Annotated in this window: 12 protein-coding genes, 1 tRNA gene and 2 pseudogenes; 2 read left to right on the top strand and 13 right to left on the bottom strand. The window is 53.5% G+C overall.

Features of this window, described 5'->3' with window-relative positions; genetic code table 11:
• Nucleotides 1–91 precede the first annotated feature (91 nt).
• The 9 genes from RCF31_RS00880 to RCF31_RS00840 all read right to left on the bottom strand — a co-directional run bounded on the left by RCF31_RS00880 (nt 92) and on the right by RCF31_RS00840 (nt 11,866).
• Complete coding sequence (locus tag RCF31_RS00880; protein ID WP_416412185.1) at nt 92–1,369, bottom strand: NAD(P)/FAD-dependent oxidoreductase; 1,278 nt, start codon at nt 1,367–1,369, stop codon at nt 92–94.
• Nucleotides 1,370–1,386: 17 nt separating this feature from the next.
• Nucleotides 1,387–2,055 (bottom strand): haloacid dehalogenase type II, encoded by a 669-nt coding sequence (locus tag RCF31_RS00875; protein WP_416412184.1) that lies wholly within the window; start codon nt 2,053–2,055, stop codon nt 1,387–1,389.
• 31 nt (nt 2,056–2,086) lie between these two features.
• On the bottom strand, nt 2,087–3,556 hold the full coding sequence (locus RCF31_RS00870) for an aldehyde dehydrogenase family protein (protein WP_416412183.1): 1,470 nt from the start codon (nt 3,554–3,556) through the stop codon (nt 2,087–2,089).
• A gap of 357 nt (nt 3,557–3,913) precedes the next feature.
• Complete coding sequence (locus tag RCF31_RS00865) at nt 3,914–5,371, bottom strand: NAD-dependent succinate-semialdehyde dehydrogenase (protein WP_416412182.1); 1,458 nt, start codon at nt 5,369–5,371, stop codon at nt 3,914–3,916.
• Between the two features lie 149 nt (nt 5,372–5,520).
• Nucleotides 5,521–6,480, bottom strand: coding sequence for an HTH-type transcriptional regulator Cbl (gene cbl, locus RCF31_RS00860; protein WP_299449485.1), 960 nt, complete (start codon nt 6,478–6,480; stop codon nt 5,521–5,523).
• A gap of 456 nt (nt 6,481–6,936) precedes the next feature.
• Complete coding sequence (gene nac, locus RCF31_RS00855) at nt 6,937–7,854, bottom strand: nitrogen assimilation transcriptional regulator NAC (protein ID WP_084875810.1); 918 nt, start codon at nt 7,852–7,854, stop codon at nt 6,937–6,939.
• 521 nt (nt 7,855–8,375) lie between these two features.
• Nucleotides 8,376–9,401: an ABC transporter permease gene (locus RCF31_RS00850; protein WP_299449483.1), complete on the bottom strand. Its 1,026-nt coding sequence runs from the start codon at nt 9,399–9,401 to the stop codon at nt 8,376–8,378.
• Between the two features lie 23 nt (nt 9,402–9,424).
• Entirely contained in the window at nt 9,425–10,909 is a 1,485-nt protein-coding gene (locus RCF31_RS00845; protein ID WP_313689799.1) for a sugar ABC transporter ATP-binding protein, read from the bottom strand.
• Between the two features lie 33 nt (nt 10,910–10,942).
• Nucleotides 10,943–11,866, bottom strand: a complete 924-nt coding sequence (locus RCF31_RS00840) for a sugar ABC transporter substrate-binding protein (RefSeq protein WP_084875816.1) — start codon at nt 11,864–11,866, stop codon at nt 10,943–10,945.
• Nucleotides 11,867–12,373: 507 nt separating this feature from the next.
• Between RCF31_RS00840 and RCF31_RS00835 the strand changes: the two genes are divergently transcribed.
• Nucleotides 12,374–12,449 (top strand) — tRNA-Asn (locus tag RCF31_RS00835).
• A 67-nt stretch (nt 12,450–12,516) separates the two neighbouring features.
• Here the strand turns inward: RCF31_RS00835 and RCF31_RS00830 are convergent.
• From RCF31_RS00830 to RCF31_RS00820, 3 genes and pseudogenes are all read right to left on the bottom strand, one after another.
• Entirely contained in the window at nt 12,517–13,857 is a 1,341-nt protein-coding gene (locus RCF31_RS00830; RefSeq protein WP_416412181.1) for a hypothetical protein, read from the bottom strand.
• A gap of 42 nt (nt 13,858–13,899) precedes the next feature.
• Nucleotides 13,900–15,234, bottom strand: coding sequence for a hypothetical protein (locus tag RCF31_RS00825; protein ID WP_416412180.1), 1,335 nt, complete (start codon nt 15,232–15,234; stop codon nt 13,900–13,902).
• A 416-nt stretch (nt 15,235–15,650) separates the two neighbouring features.
• Nucleotides 15,651–16,124: pseudogene (locus RCF31_RS00820) on the bottom strand (type IV secretion protein Rhs); the annotation flags it as partial.
• On the opposite strand from RCF31_RS00820, the pseudogene RCF31_RS00815 reads away from it, so the two are divergent.
• A pseudogene (locus tag RCF31_RS00815) lies at nt 16,105–16,272 on the top strand (SymE family type I addiction module toxin); the annotation flags it as partial. The pseudogenes RCF31_RS00820 and RCF31_RS00815 overlap by 20 nt on opposite strands.
• An 87-nt stretch (nt 16,273–16,359) precedes the next feature.
• Here RCF31_RS00815 and RCF31_RS00810 read toward each other — a convergent pair.
• Nucleotides 16,360–16,662 carry a hypothetical protein gene (locus tag RCF31_RS00810; RefSeq protein WP_416412179.1) on the bottom strand — a complete coding sequence of 101 codons (303 nt, stop codon included), beginning with the start codon at nt 16,660–16,662 and terminating at the stop codon, nt 16,360–16,362.
• Between the last annotated feature and the right edge of the window lie 2 nt (nt 16,663–16,664).

Here is a 16,664-nt window from a genome sequence, read left to right as displayed (position 1 = left end):
GCCTTGCCGTTTTGCGCAATAAATTGCGCCGCTACAGACCGCACCCCGCCGTAGCTGCGCGATTTATCGCGCGAACAGGCGCAGGAGATGATCAGGAGAGCCGGTCCTTAGCTTTGTAATACAAGCCCGCGAGAGGCAAAAACCACGGTTTGCCGTGGTAACCGGGCAACGCAGGCCAGGCCTCTCGCTGCCACGGGTTATCATTGCGTTTTTCGGCCAGCACATCGGCCATCACCCGCCCCATCCAGGTTGACATCTGGGTGCCATGCCCGCTGTAGCCGAGGGAATAGAACACGCCGTCGTGCTCACCGGCACGCGGCAGCCGGTCGGCGGTCATATCGACCATGCCGCCCCAGCAGTAATCAATGCCGGCCTTGCCCAGCTGCGGGAACAGCGCGGTCATCGCCGCCCGTAACACCTCGCCGCTGCGCGAGTCTGACGTCGGATTGCTGACGGCAAAGCGGGCGCGGCCGCCAAACACCAGACGACGGTCGGCAGTGGTACGGAAGTAGTTACCGATATTCAGCGAGGTGACGTAGGTACGATCCTGCGGCAGGATCTGGCGCAGCAACTCATCGCCCAGCGGTTCGGTCACCACAATAAAACTGCCCACCGGCACGATGCGGCGCTGGAACCACGGAAATGGCCCTTCGTTTGAAACACCGGTGGCCATCAGTACCTTGTCTGCCACGATTTCGCCCTGCGTGGTGGTGATACGGTGGCGATAGCCGTTCAGACGGGTTAGCCCGGTAACCGCGTGATGCGGGAAAATCTTCGCCCCGCTACGCGCGGCCGCTTCTGCCAGTCCGACACCAAATTTCCCCATATGCATCTGGCCGCCACGCTTTTGCAGCAGGCCACCGTGAAAGGCATCACTACCCACTTCACGCCGGATGTCCTCTTTGCTAATCAGCTCGATCTCCGGGTCCACGGTATCGCGCATCAGTTGCCAGGCGCTGCGCAAGCCGGGGAAGTGCGTGGCTTTGCTGGCGAGTTTCAGTTTGCCGCACAGGCGGAAGTCGCAATCGATCTGCTCGTCATGCACCAGCTGTTCGACATAGCTCACCGCCCCATCGAAAGCACGATAGAAGCGGCTGGCCTGTTCCAGCCCCTGACTGGCAACCAGTGCGGCAAAGTTTTGTGAGACGCCGGTATTGCAGTGGCCGCCGTTGCGCGCCGAGGCCTGGCTCATGATGTCGCCACTTTCCAGCAGCACCACATCGATGCCGCTCCGTGCCAGGTTGAGCGCTGCCGAGACGCCGGTAAAACCACCGCCAATAACCACCACGCTGGCCGTGGCGGGCAGCGCACCCGTGGCTGCGCCGGTAAATTGCGGGGCGGTGGCCTGCCAGAAAGATTCGAGTTTCATTGCGCTGCCCTCCGGGCTTAGAGTCCGACCACAGCGGGCAGACCGCCGATATCTTTGATCTCGGTGTAGCCGTAAGCCGGGTTGGCAGGATCGTGACCACGATTGACCCACACCTTGTTGGTGATCCCCATGTCATGGCAGGTCATCAGGTCATAACGCAGGCTGGAGGAAACATGCAGAATCTCGTCCGGGCGGCAGTCAAGTTTTTCCAGCATGTATTCAAAGCCTTTCATCTGCGGCTTGTATGCGCCGACCTCTTCTGCGGTGATCGCCATGTGGATCGGCGCACCGAGACGCGGAATATGCTGTGGCAGCAGGTCTTTCATCGAGTTGGAGAGCAGCACCAGCGGGAACTCTTGCGCCACTTTCGCCAGACCGGCTGGCACATCCGCATGCGGACCCCAAGTGGCGCAGTCGGTGTAGATAAAGTCGCTGTCGGCCTTGTCCCACTGCACGCCCCACTTGTTACAGGCGCGTTGCAGCGCGTGACTCACCACGTCGTAATAGGGTTTCCATGCTCCCAGCACTTCATCCATACGGTAGCGGGCGAAATCGGTGGTGAACGCCCGCATCGCTTCCGGTGCCACGCGATCGTTGAAGCAGCGTTCCGCCGCTCCCGCCATATCGAATTTGATCAGGGTGCCGTAGCAATCAAAGGTGATGTATTTCGGTTTAAACAGTGCCATGACGCGACCTCGTCGTTGTCTGAAACGGAAATTAAAAATCGATTAATACACTCTTCTGGCGCTGACAGGCCTGAAAAGCCTGACGCCCCAGATCTTTGCCAATACCGGAGCCAAGGAAGCCGCCGGTGGGGATAATAAAATCGCCGGAACGGCCATAGCGGTTGATCCACACGGTGCCGGATTCCAGTGCACGCATCGCCCGCATCGCCCGTGGCAGGCTCAGGGTGTGCACCCCGGCGCACAGGCCATAAGTTTCATGTGCCGCCAGTTGCAGCCCTTGTTCTTCGTCGTCAAATTCCTGCACGGTAAGTACCGGGCCAAAAATTTCCTGCTGCACCGCCGGATTATCAGGTGCCACGTCGCATAACAGCGTTGGCTGCCAGAACCAGCCTTCGGCGGTGTCGGCAAAACGCTCGCCACCTACCAGCACCTCCGCCCCCTGCGCTTTCGCGGCCGCGATCACCGACGCCACTTTGTGGCCCTGGCGCTCGTCTATCAGCGGTGCATAACGGCTGTCATCCTGCCAGGTGACACCCGGCCGCGGTTGCTGGCACAGCGTCACCAGACGATCCAGCAACGGCTGTGCGATACCACGTTGCACAATCAGACGCGTACCCGCCACGCAGGCCTGGCCGCCATTGGCGGTAAAGCCGCGCAGGATGCGCTGCGCCAGCACCTCAATATCGCCTGCATCATCGAACACCAGCTGTGGACTTTTGCCACCCAGTTCCAGCGTGACCGGCTTCATGCCGTGCTGCGCTGCATCACTCATGATGCGTGCACCGGTCACGGTAGAACCGGTAAAGGAGACTTTGCGCACCAGCGGGTGCGTGACCAGTGCATGGCCGGTCACCGCCCCGCTGCCCTGCACAATATTCAGGATGCCCGCCGGTAAACCGGCCTGCACAGCCAGCTCAGCCATGCGTACGGTGGAGAACGGTGTCAGCTCGGAGGGTTTCAGCACCACGGCATTGCCCGCCGCCAGCGCCGGGCCGCATTTCCATGACGCCATCGATAACGGGAAATTCCACGGGGTGATGGCGCCGATGACGCCATAAGGTTCAGAGATCAGCATGCCAAGGCTGCTTTCTTTGGTCGGGAACAGGTCGCCGCTGTATTTGTCGGCGCACTCGGCGTAGAAACGAATCGCTTCGGCGGTGAACGGAATTTCATGCTGCACCACGTCGCTGATCGGGCGGGTGGAACCAAGCGCTTCCAGCTGCGCCAGCAGCAGGTCGCTCTCAATCAGATCCGCCCAGCGACGCAGCACTTTGCCCCGTTCACGCGGTGGGCAGCTGCGCCAGCCGCTGGCAGTTAATGCGTGGTGAGCGATAGTGACCGCACCATCCACATCCGCTGCGGTGGCTTCATTCAGGCTGGCGTAGACTTTGCCATCGGAGGGGCGTTTAACCGCAAAAGACGCGCCCTGCGTATGTTGATGCTGACCATTAATATAATGTCCAGCGGGTAAAGAAACTTTTTCAGGGTCGAAACTTAACATGGAAAAATCCTTATTTGTTACACCCGTCATTAGCGTGCTAATTAAAATTTCTTGCCACAGTTATCTGCGCTGTTAATAAGCTAATGCAGAAAGTATGCCAGCCCACCAAAAAATAATAATGCGTAAAAAACAGCCCAAAAAAATTTTCTGCCGTATTGGCGAGCTAAATTTTGCGGAATTGCCGAAGCAATAAACAGATGATTTACTTCACAAAATACGCGCATCCCTTTGGTGCACCTCGCATGAAACTTGCACTAAAACAGCGAATACCGGGAAAAACATGACATTGCGCACAAAATAAAAAACGCCTGTAACCAAAGGCAACAGGCGCTGAGCTATTCGTTTGTTAATTTTTAATCAGAGACTGCCAATATGAAAAGTTTTCTGCTCCAGATACTCTTCAATTCCGTAGCGTGATCCTTCACGTCCTAAGCCGGATAATTTAATTCCACCGAATGGCGCGGCATCTAATGAAATGGTACCGGTATTAAATCCCACCATGCCAAATTCCAGCGCTTCTGCTACGCGCCACGCCCGCCGAATATTTTCGGTGAAGAAATAAGCACCGAGACCATAAGGCGTATCATTCGCCATAGCGATGGCTTCTTCTTCTTCATCAAAAATAAACAACGGCGCAACCGGGCCAAAGGTTTCTTCATGGGCGATACGCATGCGGCTGGTGACATTACCGAGCACCGTTGGCTGGACAAAAGTGCCGTTGGGCTGGCTGATGCCCCCCGTCAGCAGGGTTGCCCCCTGGCTCAGCGCATCATCAATATGGCTATTCACCTTTTCAACCGCGCGATCGTTGATCAACGGACCGATGGTGCTTTGCGCATCAAAGCCGTCGCCGACTTTTAACGTCGCCACCGCTGCCAGCAACCGGGCGCTGAAACGTTCATAAATACCACGCTGCACCAGGATGCGGTTGGCGCAGACGCAGGTTTGTCCAGCATTACGGAACTTGCTCGCCATCACGCCAGCAATCGCAATCTCCAGGTCGGCATCGTCAAAGACGATCAAGGGTGCATTGCCGCCCAGTTCCAGGCTCAAACGTTTCACGCTGTCGGCACTTTGCTGCATCAGCAGTTGTCCAATGCGCGTGGATCCGGTGAAGGAGATTTTGCGCACCGTGCGGCTGGCAGTGAGCGTGCTGCCGATATCGGCAGGCAGACCGGTCAATACCTGAAGCACGCCGCTCGGGAAGCCTGCGCGTTCGGCCAGCACCGCCAGCGCCAGTGCGGATAACGGCGTCAGTTCGGAAGGTTTCACAATGATGGGGCACCCTGCTGCCAGCGCCGGAGCGACTTTGCGGGTGATCATCGCAATCGGGAAGTTCCACGGCGTGATGGCGGCAGCCACCCCCACCGGTTGTTTCAGCACCAGTATGCGGCGATCTTCGCTCGGTGCCGGGATGGTATCGCCATAGATACGGCGCGCCTCTTCCGCGAACCATTTAACGAAACTGGCACCGTACAGCACTTCGCCTTTGGCTTCCGCCAGCGGTTTGCCCTGTTCGGCGGTCATGATGATCGCCAGGTCATCCGCATTCTCCAGGATCAGCTGATGCCACTTTTCCAGCAACGCCGCGCGGGCGGCATTCGGCGTCTTACCCCAGCTGATGCGTACCGATTCGGCATAATCTATTGCCTGTTCGGTTTCTGCCGCACCCAGTGCCGGGATGGTCGCCAGCGTTTCCTGAGTGGAAGGATCGACAACCGGCAACGTCGCGCCGCTGTGCGCATCCTGCCAGCGCCCGCCAAATAACGCCTGCTGGCGCAGTAACTCCGTATTTTTCAGTTGAATTCGCGACATGCTTTTCCCCTGTGTCTATGTCATTTCACTGTAACGCGGCGGCACAGCGCAGGATGTTTTTCTGCGAGAACGAAATGACACAGCTACGCGTTTTGTGACGGGAAAAGAAATTTTATGCTGCGCGGCCCGAACGAGCCGCACGCGGGAGGTTAGATCTGGAAGTCGATGGCGGGTTCTTCGCCGGTTTCGTAGGAGAGCGCCTGACGCTTGATCTCTTCCAGCGACAGGTTGGCGTTACAGAGTTCGAGGAATTGCCAGACATAATTACGTTGCAGCTGGCCGCGTTTCAGGCCCAGCCAGACGGTGTTAGCATCGAACAAATGACGGGCATCGATTTTTACCAGATCTTCACCATCATAGATATCGCAAGCCTGGTCGGCGAGGATGCCGACGCCGAGACCCAGCTCGACATAGGTTTTTACCACATCGGAATCCTGGGCGCTGAGCACGATATCCGGCTTCAGCCCGGCAGCCTGGAAGGCGCGGTCAACACGCGAACGGCCAGTGATACCCTGGCGGTAGGTGATCAGCGGATAGCGACTCAGCTGACCCAGCGATACCTGCTCCGTCTGCAACAGTTCATGATCGTGCGGCACCAGCAGCGAGTGATGCCAGCTAAACCACGGGAAGGCGGCCAGGCTGGCGTTATTCACCAGTTGTTCACTGGCGATACCGACATCCGCCTCCCCCGCCAGCAGCATCGCCACAATTTCCTGCGGCGATCCCTGATTCAGCTCCAGCCGTACATTGGGGTAGAGCTGGCGAAAAGCTTTGATCACCCGCGGCAGGCTATAACGCGCCTGGGTATGGGTAGTGGCGATGGTCAGCACCCCGCTGGTTTCATTGGTAAACACATCGGCGAGGCGGCGGACTTTGCCCGCTTCATCAAGGATGCGTTCAGCAATGGTCAGCAACGCTTTACCTGGCTCGGTCATCCCTAGCAGACGCTTACCACGACGGATAAAAATTTCGACGCCAAGTTCATCTTCCAGATCGCGAATATGGCGACTGACCCCGGATTGCGAGGTAAAGAGCGTGTTAGCGACTTCAGTCAGGTTGAACTCGCAACGGGCTGCTTCACGTATAATTTTAAGTTGCTGGAAATTCACACCTTTTCTCCTTGTTCCTGCCCCTGTTTCATCCATGTTATGAAGTTGGTGGCAGTACAACAAATAATAAAAAACGGTTTGTTATGCGGAATGGTAATAAGGGGTAAGGTTCCGCCCGCCAGGCATGGCCGAGTTTCAGCATCACCGTGCAAGCGGGCGGGCATGGCTGGGGCAGCCATGGTGTGAGCGCCATCCCGACTTGCTGAGCGCGGGAGCGATTCCAGGATGAGCCGCATGGATACGGCGAAAGGCGGCGTGTAGCGGCGCGATTTATCGCGCGAAAAAGCCGCGAAGCGGCGAGGCAGGCGGCGCAAGGCCGGGGAATGCAAAGGGGACGGCCAGGTCCCCTTTGCTCGGTCGCCGCACCGGCGAACTGAAACTGCCAGTGCCTGTAGCGAACGAAATCACCTCGTAGTGGGTGTCGGGCGCAGCCTGACCGGTCGCCCCCGACCGCAATCAACCCACCAGCATTAATTCACGATCTTCCACCATCGGCTTATTCAGCAGCGACAGCAGAATATTTTTCACCGCCTGCGCTGATGGCGACAGTGGCAGACGCGCAGACACATTCAGTGACAGCGGCAGATTCAACGATGGGCTGTTGATACGCGCCATCCAGGCATGAGTAGAACTGACCAGCGCACGCGCAGCCGATTCCGGCAGTACGGTCACGCCCATACCACTCGATACTGCCGCAGTCAGCGTAGAAATCGATTCAATCTCACCAATAATGCGCGCGCTGAGGCGACGCAGGGAGAAGGCTTCATCCACACGTTTACGTACCGCACTGTAATCGCGTGGCAGGAACAGGTTCATCTGCGCCACATCGGCCAGATCCACCGTGGCTCCTGGGCAGTCGGTCGCACCGACCAGATACAGTTCTTCTTTCATCAGCGGAATGCTGTTAATGCCAGCCGTCGGTGCGCGGTCATACAGCACCGCCATATCCAGCTGGCCGTTCATCACTTTCTCGTTCAGAGAGGTACCGCTGTTTTCATGCAGATACACCAGCACATCCGGATACTGTTCGCGGACGGTTTGCAGCAACGGCATGGTCAGCGATGATGCTGCGGTACCCGGTGCCAGACCAATCGAAACCTGGCCATTCAGCGCCTGGCCCGCATTGATCACCGCCGTCTGCGCCTGTTCGCACTGACGCAGGATGGTGCGTGCGTGGGCATAAAGAATTTTACCGGCTTCCGTCGGCGTTACGCCTCGCTTGGTACGAATCAGCAGTTGCTGATCCAGCTCGTTCTCCAGCGTCGCCACCTGCTGGCTAAGCGCGGGCTGCGCAATATGCAACACTTCTGCTGCCTGAGTCAGGCTGCCGATATCGACGATTTTTACAAAGTATTTCAGTCGTCTTAAGTTCATTTTGCCTCCGTCACGGATCCCCGAATGCCCAATAATTATTGGTGCTCTTAGCCTGCTGGCTTGTGGTGATATAGGTTGCAATATGCAGGCCAGGTTTTATCAAAACACGTAAAAGCTTTACCAGATTTTTCCTAACGACGCGGAAAATAAGCGTTTCTGATTACCACTTTAGAGTTAATAAGCGCAGCACATGGCACGGATTGTTGAAAGATTACGCGCAATGCACCAAATAAGTGCAGAAAATGCGAGGCAGGCGTGCAAAAAAGTGATGACCCGGCGACTCTTTTTAGTGCACTGAATGGCGTCAGCATGGGCAAAGACAGGGAAAATCAGGGGTTTAAATGAAGGTTATATGACAAAGCCAGTAGTAAAACTTATCACCTGCCATCCATAGCGATACGCTAAATCATTCGCGTTGTAGCAAGGCGGCATCTCCTGCTTATCCCTGGGAGCATAGCTAACTATGTGACCAGGGTAAGCGGGGGATGCCAACGCCGCTACAACACGAATGATGCCGCGTATCAGCGTTTTTTGCGGTTGCGGTGCATATCGATGGACACTGCCGCGACGATGATGATGCCTTTAATGATGTCTTGCACGTAGGCATCCACCCCTATAAAGGTGAATCCACTCTTAATCAGACCAAGGATCACCGCACCGATCAACGTGCCGGTAATACGACCCACGCCGCCCATCAGGCTGCTGCCGCCGATAACTGCTGCGGCGATAGCATCCAGCTCATAGGCGAGGCCCATACTTGACTGTCCGCTACTGACGCGCGCCGCCAGTACCACACCGGCCAGGCCCGAGAGCGCACCGGCGATGGTGTAGACGATAATCAGGTATTTATTGACGTTGATGCCCGAGACTTTAGCGGAGGTCATGTTGCCGCCAATGGCGTAGACATATTTGCCGTAGCGGGTGTGCTTCAGTGCGATATGGAACAGGAACGCCACCACCAGGAAGATCACCACGGGCATCGCACCCTGACCGATCGAGGTGAAGCCATCAGACAGGAAGCTGATTGGGTTACCCTGGGTGTAGTACTGCGCCAGACCGCGTGCGGATACCATCATACCGAGGGTGGCGATAAACGGCGGGATTCCCGTTTTGGTGATCAATACCCCGTTGACCAGCCCACAGACCAGCCCCACCCCAATACCCGCAACAATCGGAATGGCAGCTGGCAGGTTAACCAGCGAAGGATACATCGGCGTCAGGCTGTCAGAGGTTTGCGCCAGGCTGGCCGCGACCACCGCCGTCAGCGCGATGACCGAACCGGATGAGAGATCGATGCCGGTGGTAATAATGACCTGAGTCACCCCCACCGCGATGATACCGATAATCGCCACCTGCAACACAATCAGCACCAGACGATTGGTGTTCATCAGGAAGGATTGATCGCGGACATACCAGCCCGCAATTTCAAAGATCAGGGCAATACCCAGCATCACCACAAAAATACCGGTATCTTTCGGCATCTTGTGGCGCAAATTGCTGAAAAAGGACGTCTGTTGTTCCGTTGCCTGGGGGGCTGTAACTTTCATGTTGCTCATAGTTGCCTCGCGCCTTACTCAGATGCCAGCGACAAAATGGTTTCCTGGTCGGCCTCTTCTTTATTGAGGATGCCGGTTATACGTCCTGCATGCATCACCATCACGCGGTCACTCATGCCGAGAATTTCCGGCAACTCCGAGGACACCATAATGATGGCGACGCCACGGTTCGCCAGTTCGCTGATCAAACGATAGATCTCTGCTTTGGCACCCACGTCGATACCACGCGTCGGTTCATCAAGAATGAGAATCTTCGGCTGAGCCAGCAGCCAGCGGGCAATCAGCACCTTCTGCTGGTTACCGCCGCTGAGGTTATTGATGATTTGGTCCATGGTCGGCGTTTTGATGTTCAGCTTGCGGATCTGCTCCATGCAGTCCTGCGCCATCTTCATATGGCTGACAAAACCGCTTTTGCCGATGTAATCCGGCATGTTGACGATGCTCATGTTCTCCAGCACCGACAGCACCAGAAACAGCCCCGATTTTTTACGGTCTTCGGTCAGGAACGCCATGCCCTTCTCAATTGCCGTGGAGGGTGAGTCGATTTTCACCGGCACGCCGTCGATCAGCACTTCACCACTGTCGAAACTTTCCATGCCAAACAGGCTTTCCATCACTTCACTGCGACCGGCACCCACCAGCCCGGCAACGCCAAGAATTTCCCCTTTGCGCAGCGTGAAGCTGACATCTTTAAAGCGACCTTTGCTGTTGAGGTTGCGCACCGTCAGCACGTCTTCGCCAATCGCATTGTTAAATTTCGGGAACAGCTGAGTCAGTTCACGTCCCACCATCTGGGTAATCAGCGACTGACGGGTAAACTGCGTGGTGCTGTTGCTGCCCACCCAGGCACCGTCGCGGAAAATGCTGATTTCATCGGTGATGGAGAAGATTTCATCCATTTTGTGACTGATATAGATGATGGCTTTGCCCTGCTCACGCAGGTCACGAATAATGGTGAACAGGTGCGAAACTTCTGTTTCTGTCAGAGCAGAGGTCGGTTCATCCATAATCACGATGTCAGAGTTCCACGACACCGCTTTGGCGATTTCCACCATCTGCTGGGCTGCGATGCTCAGTTCACCGACCATACGGTCGGCTTTCAGACGGATATTCAGTTTGTTCAGTAGCTGTTGTGTCTGCTGGTTGAGCAAGGTGTGGTCGACAAAGCCGTATTTCATCGGTTCGCGACCGAGCCAGATGTTTTCAGCTACGGTCATATGAGGCACCAGATTCAGTTCCTGGTGAATCATGGAGATCCCGGAACGCAGAGCATCCATGGTGTCCTGAAACTGCACTGGCTCCCCTTTAATGCGAATGGTGCCCTTATCGGGACGATACATCCCGATAAGGCATTTCATTAAAGTGGATTTGCCTGCGCCATTTTCGCCCATCAGGGCATGTACCGACCCTGGTTTAACGCGCAGTGAGACATTGTCGAGTGCCTTCACTCCAGGGAAGAACTTGCTGATGCCTTCGGCTTCAAGCGCAAAAGCGGTCATACATCACCTCCGTACGGCTTTGTCGGGATCGGTTTATTTCTGATTACGGGTTTCGAACTGTGCCATGTTTTCTTTGGTGATCAGCTGATACGGGATGTTGATGACCTTCTCAACTTTCTCACCATTAACCAGCTTGATGGCTGCCTGCACCGCGCCTTCACCCTGGCCTTTCGCGTCCTGGAAGACGGTAGCGACCATTTTGCCGTTCTTCAGCATCTGTAACGCATCAGGTGTGCCATCAACGCCAGCAATCAGGATGTGGTTCGGGTTTTTACCCAGTGCCTGCAGAGCACCAATCGCCATTTCGTCGTTGTTAGAAGCAATCGCCTGGATATCATCACCTGCGGTCAGCCAGTTGCTCACCACATCGACTGCATCGTTACGCATAAATTTGGCTGTCTGTTTCTGTACCACTTTGATACCCGGGTATTTGGCGACTACCGCCTCCACCCCTTTGGTGCGGTCACGGGTTGATTCGTTCGCCAGGTCACCCATCAGGATCGCGACGTTGCCTTTGCCGTTCATCGCTTTGGCCAGCGCTTCCATTTGCAAACGCCCTGCCAGCTCGGAGTCAGAACCAACGTAGGCCATTTTGTCCGTCAGTTCTCCGGCCGGTTTACGGTTAACAAAGATTAACGGGATGCCCGCTTTAGTGGCCGCATCCATAACCGGTTTCACCGCGTTGGTATCCACCGGGTTAACGATGATGGCGTCCACACCCTGACCGATAAAGTTCTGCACCTGTTGCAGCTGCTGAGATACGTCACCTTTTGCGTCTTCGACCTGGCCTTTGACGTTGTCTTTAGTCATCTCTTTCTGCATCGCGGTGCGCAGGATGGTCAGAAAGTTGTCATCAAACAACGCCATAGAGACACCGACCTGGATATCTTTTGCCATTACAGCGGCAGGTAACATGCAAGCTAACAGGGAAGTCACTAACGCTTTTTTAATGTTCATAGGTAACCCTTCTTTATCGTTAACATGCTCAGGTTGGCTGATACCGCGAATGAAAAAATTCTTTTACATTCATTCAACGTCGCTGGCGTTTTTTATCTGGTTGTAGAGGTAAGGCTTCTGGTTTAACGTTATCGGTTTTCAACAACTCATCATTGCAACATGTTCCTTATCAACAAGTTATTTTCAAAACAGTGTTTCGGGTTATAAAAGTTGTTCCACCCGTGATGATAAGCAGTTCATTTATTCCATCTTAACGACATTTGAAATTTTCATCATAAAAGCACTGAAACAGTTGTTTTAAAATCGGCAAATAACAAAACTTTGACACGCATCTAACATCTGCAAGGAATTGCGTTTAAAGTGAGATCTTGCTGGCAGTTTGAATTGTGATCATTCAAGGCAGAAAAACAGCAATCCGCTGCTTTTCCGCGCACTTAAACCAGAAGTGTGCAGGAGGGCTTTGACAACGGGGATCGGCATCGCTAATATGCGCCTCGTTCCAACGATTCCTCTGTAGTTCAGTCGGTAGAACGGCGGACTGTTAATCCGTATGTCACTGGTTCGAGTCCAGTCAGAGGAGCCAAATTCGAAGAAGAGCAGCCTGAAAAGGCTGCTTTTTTTTTGCTTGCCACGACCGCACGAAGCTGCGATTACAGATCATAGAAGAAAAACAACGTGCCATATTGCGGGAGAATGCCTCCCGGAGTGAGAAGACCGTGTACATCTTTATCATCGGTATCCATGCGCTCACTGTTTATTGTCGGGGCTTGTTGCTGGTTTTTGAACGGATCAAGCGGGCTCCAGCCCACATTTGTAATACGTAATTTGAGTGGACCGCTCTCTTTAATCGCCTCATTAATGGCCTGATAAGACTCCGCCGTTATCCGGCGATGTTTATAGATGTTGCTCAGCGTTAGCCAGCCATCGTCAGCCAGGTAAGGTATCGGTGCAGGACGGTTTTCATCGCCCCAGCCTAGTGTGCAAGGGTGCCTGTCATCAAGAGGGTCCTGCGAGCATTGTACAAGGAAGATAAAAGGTGCGGTGGAATCGTCTTTAAGCGGCGTGACCAGCTGTGTCCGGTTTAACTCTTCATTCTGCGCGATGACCACCGCCGTCAGGCTGAAGGTAAAGGGATTGCTCGGAATAGGCAGCTCAGCGCTAAAACAGCTGGCATCTTTGACATCGCATTCGGGCTGTAACGTCATCGGCCAGGTTTGCGTGCCGTCCGTCAGACTGAGTTTGTCCGTCGATTCCATCCCCTCGGCAACGACATGCGCGCTAAAGATCTTCGCATTGATAATCTTCTGCGCCGCCGCCTTCAGTGCATGAATCGTCACCCGCGTTTCAACCTTCACGGCTTTTTTCACGCTAATCACGCTGTTCGGTGCAACTATCCGGTCCGTGGAATCCTCTTTTACACTCGCTGACTGCCCGATAGTCGCTTCGACAGACGCGAGATTGGCGAGCAGCGTTTGCTCCAGCGTCACCGGCACGGTCATGCTGTAGCTTTCACCTGGTTGCAAATCCATCCCACGGATAAGCAGCTGATGCCCTTCTTTACCTGTCCAGCTATTATCGAACTCAGGCTTGCAATCCGCATGCTGTGAACAGCGCACCACAATATCTCCTGAGCGCACCACCCCTTCAGGCAGAATGACCTTCAGTTCTGTGGCGTTAACTGCTTTTTCTATCTGCGACTGGGTTCTGAAATTCACCGTCAGGCTTTGTACCGGTTGTGCCCTGGTGAAGGTCAGGGGTTCCTCAGAATTCATATTAACGGTATAAACGTTCTCAGCCTTAAGCAAAAGATCATTTAATACAACCCGATCTCGTATCTGAATATCACCCGAAGCAGCCGATAGCATCGACATTAATAATCCGATCATGGCAATATATTTTCTTAGCATCATTTTCTCTTCCTTGAATATAAATAAACTACTCTCGTTTGATATCACTGATGATAACGCTATTTTCACCTCTGCCAGACTCATCTCCCGATGCGTCTGGCATTTATTTAGTGAATAAATTTTTGCTTATTTTCCATAGTAGAAATGCAGCACGCCGTAGCGGGGTAAAATATCTCCAGGGGTAATAAGACCGTGCACATCTTTGTCTCCAGCATCCATCCTCTCCTTGTTTAACCTCGGTGTTTTATTGGTGTTTTCAAAAGTCAGTAGCGGTTTCCAGCCTTGAGGACCATCGTTTCGGGGGATCACCACTAATGGCCCATTCTCTTTCATCAGATCATTAAGGTGTTTATAGGTCTCAGCAGATATCCTGTTGTGCTTGTAGATATTACTTAGCGTTAACCAGCTATCATCAGCCAGATAAGGCACCGGTGCTGGCCTGTTTTCATCTGCCCAATTCAGCATGCATCCATCCGCCGCAGACGCGGGTTCATCGCACTGTATAAGAAAGTTAAAAGGCGCGATGGAATCGTCTCTAAGCGGCGTGACCAGTTGCGTCCGGTTTAACTCTTCATTTTGTGCAGTAACCACCGCCGTCAGGCTGAAGGTAAAGGGATCGGTGGGGATAGGAAGATCTGCGTTAAAACAGCTGGTATCTTTAATTTCACATTCGGTCTGCAACGTCATCGGCCAGCTGTGTGTACCATCTGTCAGACTGAGTTTATCCGTCGATTCCACCCCCTCGGCGACAACATGCGCGGTAAAGGTTTTTGCATCTTTCACCTTCTGCGATGCAGCCTCAAGGGCATGGACAGAAACCCGGTTTTCAACTTTCACCGCTTTTTTCCCACCTGTTACGCTGTTCTGAGCAACAATCCGGTCCGGTGAATCCAGTTTCACACTCGGCGACTGCCCGATGACCGCTTCGATCGGGGCTATCTCTGCGGGTAGGGTTTTCTCCAGCGTAACCGGCACGGTCAGGCTGTAGCTTTCACCCGGCTGTAAATCCAGCGCCAGGAGAATCATCTGATGCCCTTCTTTGCCTGTCCAGGTGTTATCAATATCGTATTTGCAGTCGGTATGCTGCGAGCAGCGCACCACGATATCTCCGTGGGTTGAACGCACGACTCCCTCAGGGAGAATTAATTTCAGTTCGGTAGCTTTGACGACTTTATCTATCTGCGACTGGGTTTTGAAATTCACCGTCAGGCTCTGTACGGACTGTGTCTTACTGAACGTCAGAGGTTCTTCAGGATTCATATCAATGGCATAAACATTCTCCGCCTTAAGCAGAGAATCATCGATATTAAAAACCTGGTGCCACTGTTTAATATCAGCAGTTGTTCCAGATACATTGGTAATTAATGAATCATTGTTATTTATAAAGTTACCAGCCAGTACAGAGACCGGAGCAACAGAGATCAACACTGCACCCAGGGAAATATATTTATCTGCTATCATTTTAACCGTCCTTGCATATGATTAGTTATTCCGAATTTATTTTTCGTGAAGCTTATTCCCCTGAAAATCTCAGCCTCTGAGTAATATGTTAAGCGTTATAATAATCACAACTAAAACATGACATGATGACACTGATTAAATGGATGATTTTTCCTGTGTGGGAGTTGGGAAGCTATCATTATCATTGCTGCATGAACCACCTCATACTTCGGATAATTTTCTGATAAAAACCAGAGGAGAAAAATAGAGGGAATAAAAATTTCATTATTAGAAATAGTTACGCCCCCTGTAACCGATTGGTGTTAGTCTTGATAACGTTAATTTTTAAATGCTGGATAATGATATTTTCCTGTGTTGAAAAAAAGCCGGAAGGATCTCGGGGATCTCTTCCGGCTTTTATCGGTTAGATTAACTATCGGGCTGCCCTGCACCAGCGGCTGCCGCGTTTTGCTGATACGGCGGCCCGGCGGGTCATACTCAAAACTCACCCGCACTGGTGGCCGGTTACAGTCGTACGGTTCGCTCAGTACCTCCGTCAGACGATGTTCACCGTCATAACGGTAGCGCCAGCGCACCTGCCCGTTGTCCTTCTCCGTGGTGCGGCCATGCACGTCATACTGCCACAGCGTCTGGCTGAACGGGTTGTCATCCCGTTCTTCGCGGATAAGGTTGTTGCGGTAGTCAAAATCGCGACGGCGTGACCAGCAGCGCGGGGCCGGACGCTGCGCATCGCCGTTAAACACATCCTTTTTCACCAGACGGCCCAGGCGGTCATACTCAGTACGCGTCGTCAGCCCGCCCTGGCTACGGCCCAGCTCCCGGTGCAGCATGTCGCGGGTGAATTCGCTCACCGTCAGGCTGTCCAGCGCGATGCTCAGCAGATGCCCCGCCGGACTCCAGCTGAACCGGTGCGTGATAGAAGAGTGCAGCCTTGTGGGCTATCAACCAAAGTCCGGTGATCGCAGCACGCCGCAGGTCAGCATCGCGGGCAAGTGGCTGGCTGAGGCGGGGTTTGAGACCGGTAAGGCGGTCACCGTCAGGTGGAGGCGGGTTGTCTTACCCTGACGGCGGGCAGCTGAAGTAAAAAAGCCGGAAGGATCATTCAGATCGCTTCCGGCTTATTTTTTAATCTAAGAAGTCATCGTTTTCAAGATAATAGACAACTGCATTTAATAACTCATCTTTACTTGATTTTGGATGGTGCTCCAACTTATTTTGGATAATAGCTTTAAATGTCGGGTATTCTAGCCATGTTTTATAATCATCCTCCATATCATCATCCTCCTCTTCTGACTCAGCAAGATAATAATTAGCACTTTCGATTATGGATTTCTTACTAATAAAATCCTCATCCACATAAAAGCCGCCCACTTTAGGTAAATCTTTATATACAGATAACAAACCGTCAAAGCCTTTAATCGTCTTCATAG

The sequence above is a fragment of the Pantoea sp. App145 genome (genome assembly GCF_047947045.1).
GTDB lineage: Bacteria > Pseudomonadota > Gammaproteobacteria > Enterobacterales > Enterobacteriaceae > Pantoea.
This window is presented reverse-complemented; position numbering and strand designations above follow the sequence as displayed.